Annotated in this window: 17 protein-coding genes and 1 pseudogene; 10 read left to right on the plus strand and 8 right to left on the minus strand. The window is 71.1% G+C overall.

What is annotated here, in order from left to right; all coding sequences use genetic code 11:
* The first annotated feature begins 90 nt into the window (after window positions 1–90).
* From PH203_RS16755 to PH203_RS16765, 3 genes are all read left to right on the plus strand, one after another.
* Window positions 91–438 (plus strand): CBS domain-containing protein, encoded by a 348-nt coding sequence (locus PH203_RS16755; RefSeq protein WP_289920785.1) that lies wholly within the window; start codon window positions 91–93, stop codon window positions 436–438.
* A gap of 61 nt (window positions 439–499) precedes the next feature.
* Window positions 500–829, plus strand: a complete 330-nt coding sequence (locus PH203_RS16760; protein ID WP_289920786.1) for an SCO5918 family protein — start codon at window positions 500–502, stop codon at window positions 827–829.
* 769 nt (window positions 830–1,598) lie between these two features.
* Complete coding sequence (locus tag PH203_RS16765; RefSeq protein WP_289920787.1) at window positions 1,599–1,943, plus strand: MerR family transcriptional regulator; 345 nt, start codon at window positions 1,599–1,601, stop codon at window positions 1,941–1,943.
* Window positions 1,944–2,348: 405 nt separating this feature from the next.
* On the opposite strand, the pseudogene PH203_RS16770 reads toward PH203_RS16765, so the two are convergent.
* The 4 genes and pseudogenes from PH203_RS16770 to PH203_RS16785 form a co-directional block, all read right to left on the minus strand.
* A pseudogene (locus PH203_RS16770) lies at window positions 2,349–2,531 on the minus strand (sensor histidine kinase); the annotation flags it as partial.
* Between the two features lie 173 nt (window positions 2,532–2,704).
* Entirely contained in the window at window positions 2,705–3,097 is a 393-nt protein-coding gene (locus PH203_RS16775) for a VOC family protein (RefSeq protein WP_289920788.1), read from the minus strand.
* 482 nt (window positions 3,098–3,579) lie between these two features.
* Entirely contained in the window at window positions 3,580–4,182 is a 603-nt protein-coding gene (locus tag PH203_RS16780) for a hypothetical protein (RefSeq protein ID WP_289920790.1), read from the minus strand.
* Between the two features lie 124 nt (window positions 4,183–4,306).
* On the minus strand, window positions 4,307–4,507 hold the full coding sequence (locus PH203_RS16785) for a hypothetical protein (RefSeq protein ID WP_289920791.1): 201 nt from the start codon (window positions 4,505–4,507) through the stop codon (window positions 4,307–4,309).
* Between the two features lie 199 nt (window positions 4,508–4,706).
* On the opposite strand from PH203_RS16785, the gene PH203_RS16790 reads away from it, so the two are divergent.
* Window positions 4,707–5,276 carry a TetR/AcrR family transcriptional regulator gene (locus PH203_RS16790; RefSeq protein ID WP_289920792.1) on the plus strand — a complete coding sequence of 190 codons (570 nt, stop codon included), beginning with the start codon at window positions 4,707–4,709 and terminating at the stop codon, window positions 5,274–5,276.
* 330 nt (window positions 5,277–5,606) lie between these two features.
* Here the strand turns inward: PH203_RS16790 and PH203_RS16795 are convergent, their stop codons facing one another.
* A complete protein-coding gene (locus PH203_RS16795) occupies window positions 5,607–6,308 on the minus strand; it encodes an SDR family oxidoreductase (RefSeq protein WP_289920793.1) in 702 nt (233 codons plus the stop codon).
* A 160-nt stretch (window positions 6,309–6,468) separates the two neighbouring features.
* Between PH203_RS16795 and PH203_RS16800 the strand changes: the two genes are divergently transcribed.
* Window positions 6,469–7,011 carry a CBS domain-containing protein gene (locus PH203_RS16800; protein ID WP_289920794.1) on the plus strand — a complete coding sequence of 181 codons (543 nt, stop codon included), beginning with the start codon at window positions 6,469–6,471 and terminating at the stop codon, window positions 7,009–7,011.
* A 20-nt stretch (window positions 7,012–7,031) separates the two neighbouring features.
* On the opposite strand, the gene PH203_RS16805 is transcribed toward PH203_RS16800, so the two are convergent.
* From PH203_RS16805 to PH203_RS16815, 3 genes are all read right to left on the minus strand, one after another.
* The gene (locus PH203_RS16805) at window positions 7,032–11,885 is read right to left on the minus strand and encodes a DNA repair ATPase (protein WP_289920796.1); all 4,854 of its coding nucleotides are present in this window, start codon (window positions 11,883–11,885) and stop codon (window positions 7,032–7,034) included.
* Between the two features lie 81 nt (window positions 11,886–11,966).
* On the minus strand, window positions 11,967–14,033 hold the full coding sequence (locus PH203_RS16810; RefSeq protein ID WP_289920797.1) for a flotillin family protein: 2,067 nt from the start codon (window positions 14,031–14,033) through the stop codon (window positions 11,967–11,969).
* 102 nt (window positions 14,034–14,135) lie between these two features.
* Window positions 14,136–14,549, minus strand: coding sequence for a hypothetical protein (locus tag PH203_RS16815; RefSeq protein WP_289920798.1), 414 nt, complete (start codon window positions 14,547–14,549; stop codon window positions 14,136–14,138).
* Window positions 14,550–14,790: 241 nt separating this feature from the next.
* On the opposite strand from PH203_RS16815, the gene PH203_RS16820 reads away from it, so the two are divergent.
* From PH203_RS16820 to PH203_RS16840, 5 genes are all read left to right on the plus strand, one after another.
* The gene (locus PH203_RS16820) at window positions 14,791–15,849 is read left to right on the plus strand and encodes a helix-turn-helix domain-containing protein (RefSeq protein WP_289920799.1); all 1,059 of its coding nucleotides are present in this window, start codon (window positions 14,791–14,793) and stop codon (window positions 15,847–15,849) included.
* A gap of 79 nt (window positions 15,850–15,928) precedes the next feature.
* Window positions 15,929–16,393 (plus strand): SRPBCC family protein, encoded by a 465-nt coding sequence (locus PH203_RS16825; protein ID WP_289920800.1) that lies wholly within the window; start codon window positions 15,929–15,931, stop codon window positions 16,391–16,393.
* Window positions 16,394–16,400: 7 nt separating this feature from the next.
* Complete coding sequence (locus PH203_RS16830; RefSeq protein WP_289920801.1) at window positions 16,401–16,730, plus strand: TfoX/Sxy family protein; 330 nt, start codon at window positions 16,401–16,403, stop codon at window positions 16,728–16,730.
* A 276-nt stretch (window positions 16,731–17,006) separates the two neighbouring features.
* The gene (locus PH203_RS16835) at window positions 17,007–17,594 is read left to right on the plus strand and encodes a hypothetical protein (RefSeq protein ID WP_289920802.1); all 588 of its coding nucleotides are present in this window, start codon (window positions 17,007–17,009) and stop codon (window positions 17,592–17,594) included.
* Window positions 17,595–17,710: 116 nt separating this feature from the next.
* Window positions 17,711–18,913 carry a hypothetical protein gene (locus tag PH203_RS16840; protein ID WP_289920803.1) on the plus strand — a complete coding sequence of 401 codons (1,203 nt, stop codon included), beginning with the start codon at window positions 17,711–17,713 and terminating at the stop codon, window positions 18,911–18,913.
* Window position 18,914: the final 1 nt, after the last annotated feature.

Raw genomic sequence — 18,914 nt, forward strand, 5'->3', positions numbered from 1 at the left:
CCCGAAGCCCCTGTGGCCTCTGGCAAGCCACAGGCCCTCCGGGGCCGCAGGGGTCACCGAGCCGACCATCCCTTACCGAAGGAGACACCCTTGACGCCAGCGCGGACGCACCACAGCACGCCGGACCCCGCCCCCGTGACCGCGGTCGAGGACATCGAAGATCACGGGCCTCAGGTAGGTGACGACATGACCGTCGAGGTGGCTCTGGCCGTCATGGCGGGTGCCCGGGTCGAGTACCTGACCGTGTGCGACGGGGACCACCAGAGCATGGGGTTGATCACCCGGGTCCGGCTCGCCGTTCTCCGCGACAGTTCCGCGTACACGGACCGGATTCGCCTGCGGGACGTTCTCAACGAATCGCTGCCCACGCCCGGCGACCGCTCGGGCGGCTTCGCTGCGTACGGCCGGGTCCCGGGCGTACCCGCCCTCTCATGCTGATCCGCCTTGCCCCGGGCGGCCCGTTCCCCTTCTCCCCGCGGCTTCTCCCCTGTGAGGCATCATGCGCTGTGTCATCGCCCGGTACCCGTTCGACCTGACCAAGACCGGGGTGCTGGCCTTGATGAAGGGCGTCAGACCCGAGCTCGTCACGGGTGCGGCCGTGACCATCGGCCGCACCCGCTACCCCGTCAAGCAGGTGGGCCAGATCATCACGCGACAGGACCCCCGTGACTTCACCGCCGGCGAAGTCGTGCGGGCCATGACGCGTCTCGGCTTCACCTGCCACGACCGCCCCCAGGGCACACCCATGGGCGAGAGTGGACCCGCTCTCCTCTCCCCCCTCGCCACCGCGTCCGCACTGCTCGGCGGCGCCGGTCCCATGGCCGTGTGAGGCCGGGCGGGAGACCGCCCCAGGATCCCGATGGGGGCCCTGCCGACGCGCGTCGGCAGGGCCCCCATCGCTGTGTCGCCGTCCGCTGGGAAAGCGCCGGCGGGGCAGCTGGGCGGAGGCAGCGTCTCACCCGTCGAAGGTGCAGATGCGCGGGCCTCGCCGCGCCCGGGCCGGCTCCCTCGCGGACCGGGCGCAAAGACGTCCGAGAACAGGCCGAGACGGTCCGAGTCCTTCAGGACCTCTGCCACCCGCTCCCTCCACACGGCCTCCGGAGCCGGCCGGCCGGTCTGACGGCACCGTCGACGAGCAGGTGGCTTCCGCCCACCGGTGAGGGCCGGTCACGGCAGGGTTCCTCCCCCACCAGAAGAGTGAAATCTTCTCTTGCTGGAGTAGCTTTTCGTTCCCGACGTGGGTATGCTTCTTCTCGTAGACACGGTCAATGAGATCCGCCAGACACGAACTGGCGGGTGAACGAACAAGAAGTACGCAGGCCGCGATCAGCGGTTGGTTCAGAAGGAACGGAGGAGTAGACGCCATCAGGATCGCCCGGCCCGAGAAGTGACTCGGCCCGGGTACCGCAAGACCCCGGAATGGATGGTGGTCCCCGGTCAAGCAGCTGCGATCCCCCCGCACCCCCCTCTGCCGGGCCGGGTAGCGGGAAACCGAAGGTCGGCACAGCAGTAGGGCCGACAGATGGTGTTCAATTCCCTTCGGGGCCCTGGTGCCGTACGGCACCAGGGCCCCTCGACGCGTTGCACAGCGAGGTGACATGACATCGGACAACCCCCTGAATGATCGTCTGGACGACGACGACTACCCCGCGTACTCAATGGGCCGGGCGGCCGAGATGCTCGGCACCACCCCGGCCTTCCTTCGAGCCATCGGCGAGGCTCGTCTGATCACTCCGCTCCGCTCGGAGGGAGGACATCGCCGGTACTCCCGCTACCAACTACGAATCGCCGCGCGCGCCCGGGAGCTCGTCGACAAGGGGACTCCGATCGATGCCGCTTGCCGCATCGTCATCCTTGAGGACCAGCTCGAGGAAGCGCAGCGCATCAACGCCGAGTACCGTCGTGCCGCCGGCGAATCGGCGGGCCGTGCCGGCTCCAGCTGAACACGCGGGCGCGGCCGTGTCCCGAACGCCGTCTTGCGGCCGGGGCGGAGCGCGGGCCGAAAGATCGCCGGTCCGCTGCTGCCGAGCCGACGCCGCCCTCGCCCCGGAAGGCACTTCGCCAGAAGCGTTGTGCACTCGCCAAGGGTCCCCGGCGGATCAACGCAGACACCGGCGCCAAGCGCAGAGCCGGTTCACGCAAACGCTTCGGCCGGCGTCCTTCGACGCCGTGCCCATAGCGTGCCCATAGCGTGGCCATAAGAGCGGACAGGACAAAGGCCCGGGTTGTCGACCGGGGCCTTTTTGCTGTCCGCTGTGATCAGTCGCGGCGTGCCTTGCGTACGGTCGGTCGAGCCCGGCGGCGACTTCCCGCTGTCGGTCGCAGCCGGGGAGCCGGGGGGCGATCTTCCGGGCCGCGATGCCCGACAGCGCGGCGTCGAGGCCGCGATCCTCCAGTACGGCCGGGTGCAGCCCGCGCACCTGATCGTTCAGCTCCTCCATCACCTCCTTCGCCTCCCGGTGCGCCTCGTCGAGCGCACGGCGGGTGTCCTCGCTCAGGTAACCGAGCGTGGCCTTGGCGAGCCCGAGGTGCTTCCTCGCCCCGGGCACCACCGTGGCGGCCTTCCGGGAGCTGCGGCCGATGCTCTGTCCGGCCGTGGCGCCCTTCCTGCGGGACACTCGAGCCGAGGGCCTGATGCTGTGTCGCGGCTCAGCATCGCCGCAACCCTCATCAGCTACCGCCGGCTCACCACCTGACCGGCCTGTCAGGCGCTCGGGCCGGTGCGTACGAAGAGGCAGAACGGGTGGCCCGCTGGGTCGCACAGGACGCGTACGTCATCCTGAGGCTGGAAGTCCATCACCTTCGCCCCCAGAACAAGAGCATGCTCGACGGCCGATGACAGATCGTTCACCTCGATGTCCAGATGCATCATCATCTGCTGCTCGGACCGTGTGGAAGGCCACTGCGGGCGAGTGAAGAGCGGCTCGGTCTGGAACGACAACCCGGCACCGCCGTCAGGCGGAGCGATCTCAACCCAGCCGGGTTCCTCCTTCCGTATCGGCCATCCGAGCAGGCCCTGATAAAACTGCGCCAACTCGTGGGCGTCCGGTGCATCAAGAGTGGTCGCGTCCAGCCTGAAACGCGGTTGCGGCTCCATACAGTGCTGCTGCCCCGTTCCGCTGCTCCGAGGCCCGGGCAACCGGCAGGAAGCACGCCCGGACCGAGCCAGGTGAACGCCCCTGCACACACGTCGGTGTTGCTCGACCCCAGCGCAGACATCGGCGGTCGGGACGACGCCGCGATGGACTTGTACGCAACGGATGATCCCCGTGCACGCGCAGCCCTGCCGAAGGTGGCCAGTGACGTGAGCATGCCCGATGTCGTGCGGGCGAGTGCCGGTGAGTCCCTGGGCCAGATCGCCGTCGCGACAAGTCGTCCGCTGTCGAAGGCGGAGCGGACACCACTCATGCCGGAGGCACAACGCGAGTACGACGGGTTCCATGAGGTTGCGTGCACCACAGCCGCACCAGATCGCGCGGAGGACAGCGGCGAACCAGGGTGAAACCCGCGGGGCCGACGAAACAGCGCCCACTCCGTTCGCCCAGGCCAGCACCCGGCGCATGCCCAGGCTCTCCGAAGTCAGAGAAGGTCCCGCCAGAAGAGGGCCGTCGCTCGGGGGTTCCAGCTCTCGTCGACCTCGCCCCGCGCCTCGTCGAACTCCTGGTGCATGTAGTCCGCCAGGTCCAGGCCGTAATAGATGATGTCGGTCTGCCACATCGAGAGCACCGGATGCCCGAAGCTTCCCCGGCCGGCGGGCAGGTATCGGTGGGCATACACGGGCACCAGCACCGGCGCTTCCGCCAGATGATGCCGCGCCACAGCCAGTGCAGCCGCCCCGTCGGCTGGACGCTCGCCCCAGCCCTCGTACCAGAACCCGTTGTGCTCGACGCCGAGCAGAACACCCTCGACCGGCCAGCCGAGCTGTCGACGCATGCTGTTCAGATCGCCACCGCGCCACTCCGGCCAGGGCCTGGCCCAGGCCTGCCCGTCCTCGGGAGGGACGTTGACCGGGAGCCCGGCCGCGAGGAACGCTCGGTGGTCGTCCGCGAACTCGAAGCCGTACTCGCGCTCGATGCGCGTGAACTCGGCATCCGTCAGCCCCGGCTCGAACTCATAGGGACCTGTCTGTGCCAGGCGACGTGCGGCCTCCGCACCCAGGCGTACTCCCTCATTGCTGATCACCGCCGCACGGTAGCGCCGACGGGCTCGTTCAACGGGGTTGTCAGCGCGCCGGCGAGCAAGAGATTGCGTTCTCAACTTGGTTCCCCACCCTCGTTTTCCACTGCGGGCTGTGGCCTACGGCCGGTCAGCCGCCCGTCATGACAGGGACGATCACTGCAGCGATCGCCGAGGCCAGGCCCGCCACGGCCAAGAAGCCGTTGAACTTCTCTTTCGCCGTCGGGAACACGATCATCTTGATCTTCTGCCACCGGTGTTGGCGATTCCGGCACCCCATCAGTACGCCGTAGGCGTTGTTCCGGCAGTAGGTGCGTCCGTCGCGGTTCACCGCACCGCACCAAACCGGTACTTGGAAGGAGGCGTAGGCGAACACTGCTACAGACAGGGCTGCGACCTGGGCCGTCCGACGCCCCTCAACGGTGACCGATGTCGGCCGGAACGAGCCTCCGAGCCGCGCTCAGGTGACCGGAAACCCTTACGGAAACCGATCGGTTTTCTTTTCGTCCGCTGCGGGTTAACCTCACGGCATGACCACCGAAGTGAAACCGAGCCCCAGGGAGCGCCTACTGGAGGCGGCGGCCGCGCTCACCTACCGAGACGGCGTGCACATCGGCGTCGAGGCGTTGTGCAAGGCGGCGGGGGTGTCGAAGCGTTCGATGTACCAGCTGTTCGACAGCAAGGACGAACTCCTGGCGGCGAGCCTGGAGGAGCGTGCCTCCGCTTACGTGGCGACTCTCCTGCCCACCGCGGACGACGGTCGGTCACCCCGCGAGCGGATCCTGCACGTCTTCGAGCAGGTGGAAGCGCAGGCGGGGGCGCCCGAGTTCCGGGGCTGCCCGTATCTGGCCGTACAGGTCGAGCTCAAGGACCCGGGCCACCCCGCGAGCCGCGTGGCCCATCAGATCAAGGCGAATCTGACGAGCTTCTTCCGCGCCGAGGCCGAACAGGGCGGGGCCGGGGATCCGGATCTGCTGGCCCGGCAGCTCAGCCTGGTCTTCGACGGCGCGAGCGCCCGCGCGGGGATCCAGGCCGACAACCTGACCGGGCTCGTCGCACCCACTGTGACCACGCTGCTCGACGCGGCAGGCGTGCGCTGACGGCGTAACCGCCCGGGAGACTCCCTCACCTCACCTCACGGCATCCGGCGGAAGCCCGGTGGCCGTCGACGTGGTGCCGGATGTGCCGTCGGCGAAGAAGCGGGCGGTCCTGTCGGGGGCGGCGCCGGGCGACAGCGGCGCGGTTTCCCTCCTGCCGCGCATGCGCGCTCAGCGCCGCGGCGGAAGCCAGGGCGTGAGCACCGCACCGCCTGTGCGCCGTCGAGCGATACGCCGGCGGGGTCGCTCATGTCGGAACCGTCGAACGTCTGCCAGATGCAGGCGGCTGAAATACGCGAGACACCTCTCCAGTCCCGGACCGGAACCCGCGGTCTACTGGGCGAGCTGCGGATACAGCGCGGCCAGGTCCCCGGCCAGGCCCGCCTTGACCTGCCGTGAGATGTCGTCGGCGAGGACCTCGTGCGCACCCGACTCGACCCCGTCGAGGGCGAGGGAGGCGACGTCGCGCGGGTCGGACTTGAGCCCGTCGACGCCCGAGGCCAGGTCTGTGTCCACGTAGCCGACGTGCAGTCCGGTCACCGCGATGCCGCGCGGCTTCAGTTCCAGGCGCAGGGAGTTGGTCTGCGACCACAGGGCGGCCTTGGAGGCGCTGTAGGAGCCGCCGAGCGCGAGCCAGGACAGCACGGAGTGCACGTTGAGGAGGTGGCCGCCGCCGTTGCGCTCGATGACCGGCGCGAAGGCTCGGGTGACCAGGAGCGGGCCGTAGAAGTTGGTCTCGAACTCCCGGCGTATGTCGTCGACCGGGGAGTCGAGGAAGGACGCGGCGACCGAGGCACCGGCGTTGTTGATCAGCACGGTCACGTCCTGTGCCTGTGCGGCGGCGGCCGCCACGGAAGCCGGGTCGGTGACCTCCAGCGCCACCGGGACCGCGTCCGGGTGCGTCACGGTGCGCGGGTCGCGGGCCGTGGCGTAGACCTTGCCGGCACCGCGCGCGTACAGCTCTTCCACCAGTGCCTTGCCGATGCCGCGGCTGCCGCCGGTGACGAAGACGTTGGCGCCCTTCAGAACGGTCATGACTCTCTCCCGGGGAATGAGAAACCGATCGGTTTCCAGAAGAGTAAACCGATCGGTTTCCCAACGCAAGCTCAAGCGCCGGCCCAAAGAGTCCCGGAGTCTGTTTCTGCCGGGATCCGGCAAGGAACTGGCGCGCCGAGTGCACGTCAATGACCTGTCAATGCCGCGTAAAGAACGTGCGGTGCTGTTGTCGGGGCTGGCCGCCCGGACCGTGTTGTCCACCTCCCTGCTCTTCCTGGTCGGTGGCGCGCTCGTCAGCGACGGGTTCCTCGGACTGATCCACATCACCCCGGACAGCGAGATCGTGTCCGTGACCGCCGATCGCGCCCTGTTCGCGGTGCTGTTCACCGACGGCATGCACGTCTCCTTCGCCGAGCTGCGCGCCAACTGGCGCAACCCGGCCCGGGCGCTCGGGCTCGGCATGCCGCTCGCGGTCGTCGACGAGAAGCACGCCGACCGGCTGTGCGAGGCACTGGCCGGTCGCCGGGTCGGTGACTGCCTCTCCAGCAAGGCCGAGCCGCCGCCGGTCGCGGACCCCGACGACACCGCGCTGGAGGTGGCCGCGCTGATGGCCCAGGTGCGTAGTCCCGTCGTCGCGGTGGCGGAGAAGGCGGGGGGCCGGACGCGTCTTCTCGGGGTGATCACCGCCTCGCATCTGCTGCATGAGCTGCTGGGGGTGGCGGGGACCGCGCGCGGGGACTGACATGGGGCTCCGCACCGGTCTCAACGGCCCGGCATCGGGCGACCGGCTGCGCTGGTGATCGCCGATTCCACGGCCGCGAGCCGGTCGCCGAGCAGGCCGAGGGCGGCGACCGCGCGGGTGAGGGGGTCGTCGTCCGGGCCGCCGAGGGTCCGGGTGCGGACGTGGGCCGCCTTCACCTCGCTCCAGCGACGGGCCTGTTCGGGGGTGAGCGTGCCGCGCAGCTCGGCCAGTTTCAGCAGGTCGGCCTCGGCGCCGGTGGCGAGGGTCTGGGCCTCGGACCGGTAGTGGTCGTCGATCAGTGCGGCCAGCTCGGTGTCGTTCAGGACGGGCCGGATGCGCTGGGCGAGTCTGTTCATGGTGCGGTAGGAACCCTGGAGCCGGAAGGGCGGCTCGGTGCGGGTGGCCTCGGACTGGGCGGCGGAGGCGATGTAGGCGGCGTTGACCGCCAGGACCGTCTCGCGGGCGGTGAGCAGATGGCGCAGGACGGCCAGGATCCGCTCCAGTTCGGCGCGGGCGTAGGGGTGCGTCAGGCGGTCGGCGCGGGCGGCCGGGTCGCCGGCGGCGAGACGGACGAGCAGGTCGAGGTCGGTGCGGTCGCGCCCGGCGAGCGGGGCGAGGACCGGGTTGGCGGTGAGCGCGTTCTCGATGAAGCTGAGCGCGAAGGAGTCCTCCTTGCCGGTCAGGACGTCGCCGAGGTTCCACACGTCGGCGCGGTTGGCCAGCATGTCGGGCACGCGGAACCGGCCGCCGGACTCGGTGTAGGGGTTGCCGGCCATGCACACGGCGAAGCGCTTGCCGCGCAGGTCGTAGGTGCGCGGTGTGCCGTTCCGTACGCCCTCGATGCGGCGGGTGGCGTCGCACAGCGGGATGAACTTCTGCAGCAGCTCCGGCGAGGTGTGCTGGATGTCGTCCAGGTACAGGAGGGTGTTGTTGCCTGCCTCCAGCGCGAAGTTGATCTTCTCGATCTCCTGGCGGGCGGTGGCGTTCGGGGCCTCGGCCGGGTCGAGCGAGGTGACGGCGTGGCCCAGCGCCGGGCCGTCGACCTTGACCAGGATCAGCCCGAGGCGGTCGGCGACGTACTCCATCAGCGTCGTCTTGCCGTAGCCGGGCGGGGAGATGAGCAGGAGCAGGCCGCCGGTGTCGGTGCGCTTCGTCTCGCCGGTGGTGCCGAGCTGCTTGGCGAGGCTGTCGCCGATCATCGGGAGGTACACCTCGTCGATGAGGCGGCCGCGGACGAACGCCGACATGGTCCGGGGCCGGAGCTCGTCCAGGCGGAGCCGGGCGCGCTCGGCGGCGACCACCTCGGTACGGCGGCGCTGGTAGGCACGGTGGGCGGGGACCTCGTGCGTGCGGAACTCCCTTGTGCGGGCGAGGAATTCGTCGATCCGCAGGGACAGCGCCCGGTCGGTGATGCGCGGGTGGACACCGAGCAGCCCGTCGACCGTCCCGGTCAGCGGTGCTTCGGAGTCGTAGCGCGGCAGCTCGGGGCAGAGCTCGGCGGCCACCGCCTCGGCCAGGTCGCCCGCCGGGACGTCGGTGCCGGTCGAGGCGGTGTACGAGGTGAGCCACGCCTCGACGAGCTGGCGCCGGGCGGCCGGCTCACCGAGGGCGGCGAGGTCGTCGTCGTACGCCGAAGTGCCCACGGTGCGGCGGAACTTGTCGAGGAGGGTGCGCGCGGCGGCGCTGATGACGAAGCCGTCGGGGCCGCTGGTCAGTTCCTCGAAGAGGTATCCGGCGGCGGCGCCCGCCACCTCGCCTCCGATGGCCTGCGCCAGCTCCCGCCGCAGGTCGTCGATGGCGGGTGCGAGGCCGAAGGTGTCGCGGGCGCGGGCCAGCGACACCGCGCGGCGCTGCCAGTCGCGGCGCGCGTCGGCGGTCGTGCCGTACGTCCAGAAGAGCTGGGCGGCCGCGCGGGCGGCGGGTTCGTGGCGGAGCAGCCCCGCGCCCTCGTACAGGCGCAGGGCCGTCGTGAGGATCAGCGCCGCGTCGTGGTCGTGGACGCCGCGCTCGTAGCCCTCGTCGTACGCCGACTCCGCCGCCTGCCGCACCAGGGCGGGCAGGTCGGTGTCGGCGAGCGCGGCCGGGCCGCGTTCGTCCAGGAGCCGGGCGGCGAGGTGTTCGGCGCGGTAGACCTGCGGGGACTCCGACGGCAGGGGGCGGTCCCAGTACGGGCGGCTCGCCGCGAAGGCGGGGTCGGTGACCGGCGAGCGGTAGTCGGTGCCGGTCAGGGCGAAGGCCAGGCCGTCGCCGTGCGGGACCAGCGTCAGGTCGAGGGGCTGGGTGTTGACGGCGAAGCGATGGGCGCCGAGACGGAGGGTGCGGCCGCCGTCGGCGTAGAGGTCGATGCGGTCGCGCAGGGCGCGCAGGGCCTCCTGGCGGGCGGACTTCAGACGGCCGTCGAGCTCCTCCGCCCTGACCTGGTCGCCGAGTTCGCGCAGCTCGTCGGCGATGCGGGCGACCTTCGCGGGCATCGGGTCGGAGGTGAAGTAGGTGGCGACGGCGTCCGCGTCGGGGAGCACGGCCGCCCGGCGGGTGACGGTCCGCAGCACCCGGGCGGCCGAGTCGGCGAGGCGTTCGGCGCGGCGGGCGCGGGCGTCGGCGAGGGTCTGCTTGCGGGCGGAGAAGGTCTCGTGGATCTCGTCGCGCTGGTCGGCGAGCCGGCCGAGGAAGTCGTCGGACTCGGCGAACCGGGACTCCAGGTTCTCCACCTGGACGAGCAGACGGGCGAGTTGCTCGTCGCAGGCGTCCACGGTGTCGGCCGCCGCGAGGGCGCCGGTGACGGACTGGCCGAGCAGGGCGAACTCGGCGGCGAACGCGGCCCGTCCCTCGGTGTCGAGGAGGGTGCGGCGGCGGCCTTCGAGGGTGGCGCGGGCGCGGTTGACGCCGCCGAGGACGTCGGCGATGCGGGCCAGGATGCCGGTGCGGACGGTGGCGTCGGCGATGTCGAGTCCGGCGACGACCTCGGTCACCGTGCGCAGCCCGTCGGCGAGTTCGTCCAGCCGGGCCGTGAGCGGGGCGGCCTCGGCGACGGTGGCGATGGCCTCGGCGTCGGCGACGAGCCGCTCGATGTCGGCCCTGTGGTCGGCGAAGGCGTCCTCGCGGGCGAGGTGCGCGCCGGCCCGCCGGCCGGAGGAGGCCAGGTCGGCCTCGACCTCGGCGACCAGTGCGTCGATGCGGGCGCTGTCCGCGTACCGCAGGTCCTTCAGGGTCAGCACGTGGCCCTGGGCGTGACGGAGTTCGGTCAGGCCGGTGACCCAGGCGGCGGCGCTGCGGGGTGCCTCGCCACGCAGCCGCCGTACCACCGAGGCGACCCGCGCCGCCGCCTCCGTGAGCGCGTCGGCGGCCTGGCGGGTGAGGGCCTGGACGGTCTCGAACTCGGCCAGCACCTGTTCGGCGGTGACCCGGACCTGCGTCAACGGCGTGCGCAGATCGCCGAGTTCGGGCTCGCCCAGCCAGTGGTAGGAGTCGGCGGTCCGGACACAGGCGGCGGCCAGCACCTCGTACACCTCGCTCGTCGGGGTCGTCTCGGCGACCGCGCGGGTGAGGGACAGACAGTCGGAGATGCCGCGCACGAGGTCGGTGTTGCCGACGCGGGCCAGCGGGCCGGTGCCGGCCGGGCGGGTGGCGGCGTGGGTGTCGGAGACGTACGGGGAGTTCCACAGCTGAACGGGGTGCACACGCTGCGGCTCGTGGCCGTCGGCCCGCAGCACGGTGAGCGTGCCGTCGTCGAAGAGGGCCCAGCCGTGGCACGAGAGCGGGGTGGCGACCTCCTTGCGGATCATGTTGTAGGGCAGCAGCAGACTGCGTCCCGCCACGCGCGCGTGGAAGGCGTACAGGACGTCCTCGCCGTTCGGTGAGCGCACCTCGCGCTCGAACTCCAGGTCGGAGGTGTCGAGTTCATACGTCTTGTGGGCGCCGGTGGCCAGGCAGTAGCCGCCGGGGAAGACGATGCCCTGGTCCTCGGGCAGTCGGCGGCAGGCCCGGCCGATGCCGTCGAGGCGGACGACGGTCCTGGTGAGGGTGTTGAACACCAGGTGGCGGTCGGTGTCCTCGTTGTAGGGGCGGATGCGCAGCAGGATCAGCACGCCCACGCGCGCGTACGCGATGTCCGCGTCGGCGAGGGACTGCAGCGGCTCGGCGACCGGTTCGGCGTAAATGCCCTCGCCGGACCCGGTGTCGTTCTCGGCCTTGACCGTGAGGGTGCCGCCGACGGTCTCGACGAAGACCTCGTCCTCGATGGAGACGTGCGGATGGCGGCCGAGGACGTGGTCCTCACGGGTGGCCGGGGTCCACTCGAAGTCGTGTGAGGCCGGGAAGACGTGGTCGCGGTCGCCGCGCGCGTCGAGGAAGGCCGCCGAGCCGTCGTCGGTGACCGCCCAGCGCAGGACACGGATGTCGCTGGGCTTCTCGCCGGTCTGGAAGACGGCCAGCACCTTGCCTTCGACGCGGCGGAGTTGGAGGAGGTGGGCCTGGCGGTAGTAGCGGTAGAGGACGGTGAACTCGCGGACGAAGGCGGGGTCGTCGAGGAGGCCGGGCACGGCGTCGTCGGGCAGTCGGTTCAGCTCGCGGTCGTGCAGGGCGAAGACGTCACCGACGGTCGTCTCCGGCTTCAGGCCCAGGAACACGTTGTGGCCGAAGAGCAGGGTGTCGCCGACGGCGACGATGTCGCGGGGCACGCAGGCGTGCTCGGTGCGCAGCCGCTCGGTGCCGGCCAGTTCGAGCCGCAGCGCGCCGAACTCCTCGGCCCGGCGGGCGTTGAGCGCCTCGGCACGGCGGGCGAGCTCGGCGGCCTGCGCCGTGAGGCGGTCGCGGAGCACCTCGTAGGTGCCGGTGTCGAGCGCTTCGTGCGTGTGGGTGGCCGGGCCGGTGGTCATGGGGTCCCTCTCAGGAAGTCGGTGGGAAACGCGGGCCGGAGCTGCCGTCCCCTCGTGCGGCAGCTCCGGACCACGGGCCTGTCAGCTCCCGGCACTGCCGTTCAGGGCGGTCGGCGAGGCGTCGGCGACGCCCAACTCGCCTGCCGCGTCCAGCAGTTGCTGGAGCCGTCCGGCGTTCGCGCCGTCCTTCTTCATCAGCTTCATCAGCAGCGCGGAGACGGTCAGGTTCTGCACGTCGGCCGTGGACACCGAGCCCAGGACGCGCCCGAGGTCGTCGGTGAAGCTCGACGTGCCGTCCAGCCAGGGCTTCGCCAGCGCCTGCGCGGTCTCGGAGTGCTGGACGAACCCGTCGACGCCCTTGCCGAGCGCGATCGACCCGACCAGCCGGTCGAAGAACACCGACTCGCCGCCGACGATGTCGATGTCGGCGTTCTCCAGCCCGGTGGCCAGCACCGTGGCCTGCGCCTCCGCCACCTGCCGCTGCACCTCCAGACCCGCGAGCCGCACCTCCTTGTCCGCCTGGATCCGCAGCCGGTACTCCTCGTGACCGCGCGAGGCGTCGTCGAGCGCGGCCATCGCCGCCGCCTTCTCGGTGAGCCCGGCAGCCTCCGCCTTCAGCTTCTCGCCGATGCCCTCCGCCTCGGCGAGGGCCTGCGCCTTGCTGCCCTCCGCCGCGGCGAGCGCCTTCGCCCGGGCGCCCTCCGCCTCGGCCCGCATCCGCGCCTGGGTCGCCTCGGCCTCGGCACGGCCGGCCTTCTCGATGACCTCCGCCTCCTTGTCCCGGACCTGGACGGCGGCCAGCCCCTCGGCGGCGGCCTCCGCCTGGACGCCCTCGGCGAGCCGCAGCTTGGCCCGGGCGTCGAGGTCGGCGGTCTTCAACCGGGCGTCGGCCAGGGTGAGTTCCTCGGCGGCGCGGTGGGTCGCGGCCTGCTCGGCGGCCTCGGCGGCCTTGATGTCCTTGACCAGCTGCTCCTGCGCCTCGGCCTCGGCGGCGATGACGACCGCCTGCCGCTGCCGCTCCGCCTCCTCCACGGCCCGCAGGGTCTTGACGGCCTCCTCCTGCTCGGCGACCGTACGGTCCACCGCGACCCGCTCCCGGATGACCTCGGCGATCTCCCGCCTCTCCGCCTCGACCTCCTTCTGCGCGGCGATCTGCGTCAGCTGGGTCTCCCGCTCCCGGGCGATGACCTCGAGCTGCCGGTCCTTCTCGACACGCTCGTTCTCGACGGCGACGACCCGCTCGCGGTTCTTCGCCGCTACGGCGATTTCCCGGGCCTGGTTCTCGCGCTGGATGCCGAGCTGTTCCTCGGTCCTGAGGAACGCGCCCTGCGCCCGCAGCCGCTCCTCCTCCACCACCCGCGCGGTCTCCGCCTCCTCACGGGCCCGCACGGTGTCGATCTCCCGCTTCTGCTTGATCTCGGCGTCGGCCTGGCGGCGCTGAAGCTCCAGGATGGCCTCCCGGGCGTCGACGTTCTGCCGGGTGATCTCCTTCTCCTCGGTGCGCTGGGCCTCGTTGGTGCGGACGTGCTCCACGGCCGTCAGCTCGGTGATCTTGCGGATGCCCTGGGCGTCGAGGACGTTGGCCGGGTCGAGCTGGGTGAGCGGCGTCTGCTCCAGGTAGTCGATCGCCGCGTCCTCCAGGTGGTAGCCGTTGAGGTCGACGCCGATGACCTCGATGATCCGGTACCGCAGCTCCTCGCGCTTGGTGTAGAGGTCGGTGAAGTCCAGCTGCTTGCCGACGGTCTTCAGCGCCTCGGAGAACTTCGCGTGGAAGAGCTCCTGGAGGGTGTTCTGGTCGCTGGCCCGCGCGGTGCCGACGGCCTGGGCGACCTTGACGACGTCCTCGACGGTCTTGTTGACCTTCACGAAGAACGAGATCCGGATGTCCGCGCGGATGTTGTCCTTGCAGATCAGCCCGTCCTTGCCGGCCCGCGTGATCTCGATGGCCTTCACCGAGATGTCCATCACCTCGGCCTTGTGCAGCACGGGCAGCACGACCTGCCCGGTGAAGGTCACGTCGACCTTGCGCAGCTTGGAGACGATCAGCGCCTTGCCCTGCTCGACCTTGCGGAACAGCCGGGAGACGACGAAGAGGGCGAGCAGGCAGACGGCGATGAGCACGCCGATGCCCAGGGTCATGGCATTCATGGCATACGTCCTTCAGGCATGAGGAGGTCGAGGGAGTGGCGAAGACGGTCCGGGAGACGGCGGTCCGCGAGAGGGCCGTCCGGGGCTCAGGCGGGCCGGGGCTCAGACGGGCCGGTTCCGGGCCGTGCCGCCGCCGGGGCCGGGGCCGGGTTCGTCGGGGAAGAGCCGGTGCAGCGGCCGGACGAACAGACACGTCAGCCACCAGGCGGCGAGGAGTCCGGCCACCGGCACCACCAGCCGCAGCATCCCGGCCGCGGGACCGGTCGGTGCGAGGGCCGCGAGCGTCAGGGCCGCGCCGACGCCCAGGAGCCAGGAGAGTGCCGCCAGCAGGGAGAGCGCGACCGCGACCGGCACACCGCCCATTCCCAGGGCGCCGAGATCGATGTCCGTGTCGAAGCTGTCCACCGTCGCGGCACCGGAGACGACCAGCAGCCAGAAGACGGCGACCACGACCAGGGCGGCGGTGCACACGAGGACGGGAAAGCCGGTGGCGGCCTCGACAAGTGCCGTCCGCATCTTCCGACCCCCTTCCCGCCGATCCCCGGCACCCCTGGACGCTTCTCGGCTCGCTCTCGGTTCCGGTGCCTGCACCTGCCGGTGCCCGGCACCGGAACCGTCCGCAGTGCTCCCCGCACGGCATGATGCCCGTTGGGCACAGGGCCGCGCATTGCCGGTTCCCGGCAGTGTTGATTAGGGTCTGCATGCCGGTGAGCCGCTAAGAAACCGTCACCGGGGCATCAAGATCGCGGGGGACGGCATGACGGAGCGGGAGATACCCGAGCAGTATCTGGACGGCTATGCCCGCATCCTGGCGGAGGTCTCGGCCACCGGCCGCCGCCTCACCCGCGAGGAGATCGAGTCCCGGCGCGCGCTCGGGGAACAGGCGGCGGACGCCGGGCACGGGCTGCGCACCCTGGTCGTCGCCCACCTCTCCGCCGCCCGCGCCGCCTGGCCGGACGCCCCCGGCTCGGCCGACAGCACACTCGCCGCCGTGGAGCAGGTCGTCGACGCCTTCGCCGAAGGTTACGAACGCGCGCAGCGCCTGGCGGTACGTCAGGAGGAGGCTGCGCGCCGGGAGTTCATCGACGACCTCCTCTACGGCCGCAGCGACCTGGGCCGCCTCGCCGAACGCGCCGAGCGCTTCGGGCTGCGCCTGTCCCACGCCCACGCCGTCGCCGTCGCCCAGGGCCCGGCCGCCTACGACGAGGGCGGCGCGGTGCCCCGGCAGGTGGAGCAGGCCCTCATGGCCCGCTTCGGCAACCGCAGCGTCCTGCTCACCACCAAGGACGGCCGGCTGCTGTGCATCGCCCCCGGCCACGAGGACGAGGTCCTGCCCTACTTCGCCAAGCAGGCGCACGCCGCCACCGACGGCGGCCGGGTCGCCATCGGCCGCCCGCAGCCGGGCCCCGGCGGGGTCGTCCAGTCGTACGAAGAGGCCCTGAGCGCGCTGGAACTCGCGGAGCGTCTCGGTCTCGACGAGCCGGTGCTGCGCGCCACCGACCTGCTCGTCTACCCCGTCCTCACGCGCGACCGGCAGGCCATGGCCGACCTGGTGGTGAACACCCTCGGCCCGCTCACCGCCGCCCGGGGCGGCGCCCGGCCCCTCCTGGACACCCTCACCGCCTACTTCGACTCCGGCTGTGTCGCCGCCGAGGCCGCCCGCCGGCTCTCCCTGAGCGTGCGGGCCATGACGTACCGCCTGGAGCGCATCCACCAGCTCACCGGTGCCGATCCGGCGGACCCGGCCCACCGTTACATGCTCCAGACCGCCGTCATCGGCGCCCGGCTGCTGGACTGGCCGGCCGCGGAGCTGTGACAGGGAACGGCGGGGTTCCGCAGGCGGTCCGGCGCCGACCGGGTGGTGGCCGTCCGCGGTGCGGCGGAGACTCGATGTCATGACGATCGACGTGACGGCCGAACGGGTCGTCCCGCTGCCGCCCGGCCGCGTGGCCGGGTACGCCATGGACTGGCGCCACGACGCCGACTGGACGCAGGGAATCCGTACGGCGGAGCTCACCGCGCAGGCGGAGGGCGGCGGGTTCGGGGCGGGCGCCGAGGTGACGCGTACGGCGTACTTCCTGGGCCGGCGCATCGACTACGTCCTGCGGGTCGCCGCGTACGAACCGCCTCGCCTGCTGGACATGGTTTCCGTGGCGGGCCCCCTGCCGATGCACATCACGCACACCTTCGACCCGCACCCCGACGGTACCCTCGCCCGCATCCGGGTCCGGGGCGGCAAGGGCGGGTTCCACCGGCTGGCGGCACCGCTGCCGGCCCGCCAGGTCCGCTGCAGTCTGGTCAAGGACCTGCGTGACCTCGAAGCGCGACTGCTGGAGCAGGAGCCCGCCGAACAGGGGTGAGACGACGATGGCGTACGACGAAGGGCTCGCGCAGCGGATCCGGGAGCGGCTCGGTGCGGATCCGGCCGTCACCGAGAAGCGGATGTTCGGCGCAGTGGCGTTCCTGTACGGCGGCAACATGGCCGTCGGCGTCACCGGCGACGACCTCATGGTCCGGGTCGGCCCCGACGCGACCGGCACCGCCATCGCCCGGCCGGGCACCCGCGTCTTCGACATGACCGGCCGTCCGATGCGTGGCTGGGTCGTGGTCGACGGGGCAGCGGTCGCGGAGGACGACACGCTCGGCGCCTGGCTCGACGAGGGATGCGCCTTCGCCGCGGGCCTGCCGCCCAAGTAGACCGCGGCGAGGGGCACGGGGCCGGGGCGGGCAGAACAGGTCGCTCAGCCGAGCCGGTCGCCGGGCTCTCCCACCCGGGAGGGGCCGGCCGCCGGGCTGGTGAGGATCTTGAGGCGGTCCTCGGAGGGGCTGCCGGGTTCGACGAGGACACCGGCCCCGTCTCCTCACCAAGAGTCTCACGCGACCCCGGCCGCCGGTTTCCGCGGGCCGTGCGGTGGACCGGCCCCGCGGGGGCACTCGGAGACCGTCACAGGACTCGGCAGCCGGAGGGGAACCATGAACACGACAGCGCGAATCTCCGAGGACGGTACGGCCCGGCAGAAACGGCTTGTCATCTATCTCAACGACCATCTGGCGGGCGCGACGGCGGGCGTCGAACTCGCCCGCCGCACGGCCCAGGAGCATCGGCGGTCGCCCTTCGGCGAGGCGCTGGAGAACCTGCGGAAGGAGATCTCGCAGGACCGGCAGGCCCTGGTCCGCCTCCTCGGCGACCTCGACGTCCCCGTGCGGCGCTACAAGGTGTACGGGGCCTGGCTCGGCGAGAAGGCCGGACGGGCCAAGCCCAACGGGCGGCTGGTGCGCCGCTCCGGGCTCTCCGTGCTGATCGAGCTGGAGGCTCTGCGGCTGGGGGCGCAGGGCAAGGCGGCCCTCTGGCGGGGGCTGCTCGCCGCCTCGGCACAGGACACGCGCCTGGACGCCGACCGTCTGGAGGAGCTGCTGCGCAGGGCCGAGCGGCAGATCAAGACGCTGGAGTCGCTGCATTCCAGGGCCGCCACGGCACTGCTGTTCCCGACGAAGCAGACCAAGGCGACGAAAGCGACAGGGCCTGCCTCGGCGGGCGCCACGCGGAGCACCTCGGCGTAGCCGAGCCTCCTCTCGGTCCGGCTGAATCCTTCCGCCCCGGCCTTCACACATCGGTTACACCGGGAAGGCACGGGTACCCGCGCGGCTCGCTCCGGCCATCAGCCGAGGAGACCCTCATGGGATTCAACCCGCTGGACCATCAAGGCATCCCTCTGGAACGCCAGTTGCGCAACTGGCGCGAACTCGACGTCGAACCCGTCGATCCCGACCACGGTGACCCGTACACCAAATGCCGCATCATCGCGATGAACGGGATCGAGGTCGAGGCGATCCTCTTCAGCCATCAGTTCGCCCGCCACTGCCCCGACCCCGAGGTGAAACGGCAGCTGGCGCAGGTCCGTTACATCGAGGCACAGCAGCAGAAGGCGGTCAACTGGCTGCTGCCCGGCCTCGCCTCCGTGCTGGAGACGACCATCTCCTACGAGCAGGTCGCGGTGGACCTCACGGGCTGGATCGCCCGCCACGAACCCGACCCGTACTTGAGGCAGGCGTACGAGTTCGGCGTGCTGGAGGACTTCGACCATCTGTACCGGTACGCCAACCTGTACGAGATGATCGAGCACCGCAAGGCGGAGTCGATCGTCGAGGGGCTCACCGAGGTCATGCCGGGCCGGCCGACCAAGTTCCACCACCGCGATCCGGCCGACAACGTACGGGAGCCGTACGACCGTACGACGGTCAACCCGCTCTCCCGGCTGCACGCCCTGACGATCATGTCGGCGGAGCAGCAGACCATGAACTTCTACATGAACGTCGGCCCCCAGTACATGGAGCCGATCGCCCGCCAGCTGTACCAGGAGATCGGGCTGATCGAGGAGGAGCACGTCACGCACTACGAGTCGCTGGTCGACCCGGGTGAGTCGTGGTGGGAGCAGCTCGTCCACCACGAGTACAACGAGTGCTACCTCTACCACTCCTTCATGGAGCAGGAGTCCGACCCCAAGGTGCGCACGATCTGGGAGCTGCACCTGAACATGGAGCTCGAACATCTGCGCATCGCCTGCGATCTGCTGCGCCGTCACGACGGCCGCGAGCCACGGGAGTTCCTCGCACCCGAGCTGCCGAACGTGCTGACCTTCGAGGAGAACAAGCAGTTCGTACGGGGTCTGCTGGACACCCAGATGGACCTGACCACCCTCGGTACCGGCTATGTCCGGGACGCGCACGAGCGGTTCGAGCAGATGCAGGAGCGGATCCACGGCGGCGAGGAGCCGCCCAGCGAGCGGGTGATGGCCCAGCACCGGGAGATGTTCGGCCGCGAGTACCGCATCGAGACGGAGGGCGAGCACCCGGACGTCGCCTCACGGGAGAGGAGCTGAC

The sequence above is a fragment of the Streptomyces sp. S.PB5 genome (assembly GCF_030403745.1).
Classification (GTDB): domain Bacteria; phylum Actinomycetota; class Actinomycetes; order Streptomycetales; family Streptomycetaceae; genus Streptomyces.

Coding starts and splice junctions, on each gene's coding strand:
- PH203_RS16840 (WP_289920803.1), top strand. CDS start 17,711: ATGGGATTCAACCCGCTGGACCATCAAGGCATCCCTCTGGAACGCCAG.
- PH203_RS16790 (WP_289920792.1), top strand. CDS start 4,707: ATGACCACCGAAGTGAAACCGAGCCCCAGGGAGCGCCTACTGGAGGCG.
- PH203_RS16830 (WP_289920801.1), top strand. CDS start 16,401: ATGGCGTACGACGAAGGGCTCGCGCAGCGGATCCGGGAGCGGCTCGGT.
- PH203_RS16835 (WP_289920802.1), top strand. CDS start 17,007: ATGAACACGACAGCGCGAATCTCCGAGGACGGTACGGCCCGGCAGAAA.
- PH203_RS16765 (WP_289920787.1), top strand. CDS start 1,599: ATGACATCGGACAACCCCCTGAATGATCGTCTGGACGACGACGACTAC.
- PH203_RS16795 (WP_289920793.1), bottom strand. CDS start 6,308: ATGACCGTTCTGAAGGGCGCCAACGTCTTCGTCACCGGCGGCAGCCGC.
- PH203_RS16815 (WP_289920798.1), bottom strand. CDS start 14,549: ATGCGGACGGCACTTGTCGAGGCCGCCACCGGCTTTCCCGTCCTCGTG.
- PH203_RS16820 (WP_289920799.1), top strand. CDS start 14,791: ATGACGGAGCGGGAGATACCCGAGCAGTATCTGGACGGCTATGCCCGC.
- PH203_RS16800 (WP_289920794.1), top strand. CDS start 6,469: ATGCCGCGTAAAGAACGTGCGGTGCTGTTGTCGGGGCTGGCCGCCCGG.
- PH203_RS16805 (WP_289920796.1), bottom strand. CDS start 11,885: ATGACCACCGGCCCGGCCACCCACACGCACGAAGCGCTCGACACCGGC.
- PH203_RS16825 (WP_289920800.1), top strand. CDS start 15,929: ATGACGATCGACGTGACGGCCGAACGGGTCGTCCCGCTGCCGCCCGGC.
- PH203_RS16760 (WP_289920786.1), top strand. CDS start 500: ATGCGCTGTGTCATCGCCCGGTACCCGTTCGACCTGACCAAGACCGGG.
- PH203_RS16810 (WP_289920797.1), bottom strand. CDS start 14,033: ATGAATGCCATGACCCTGGGCATCGGCGTGCTCATCGCCGTCTGCCTG.
- PH203_RS16775 (WP_289920788.1), bottom strand. CDS start 3,097: ATGGAGCCGCAACCGCGTTTCAGGCTGGACGCGACCACTCTTGATGCA.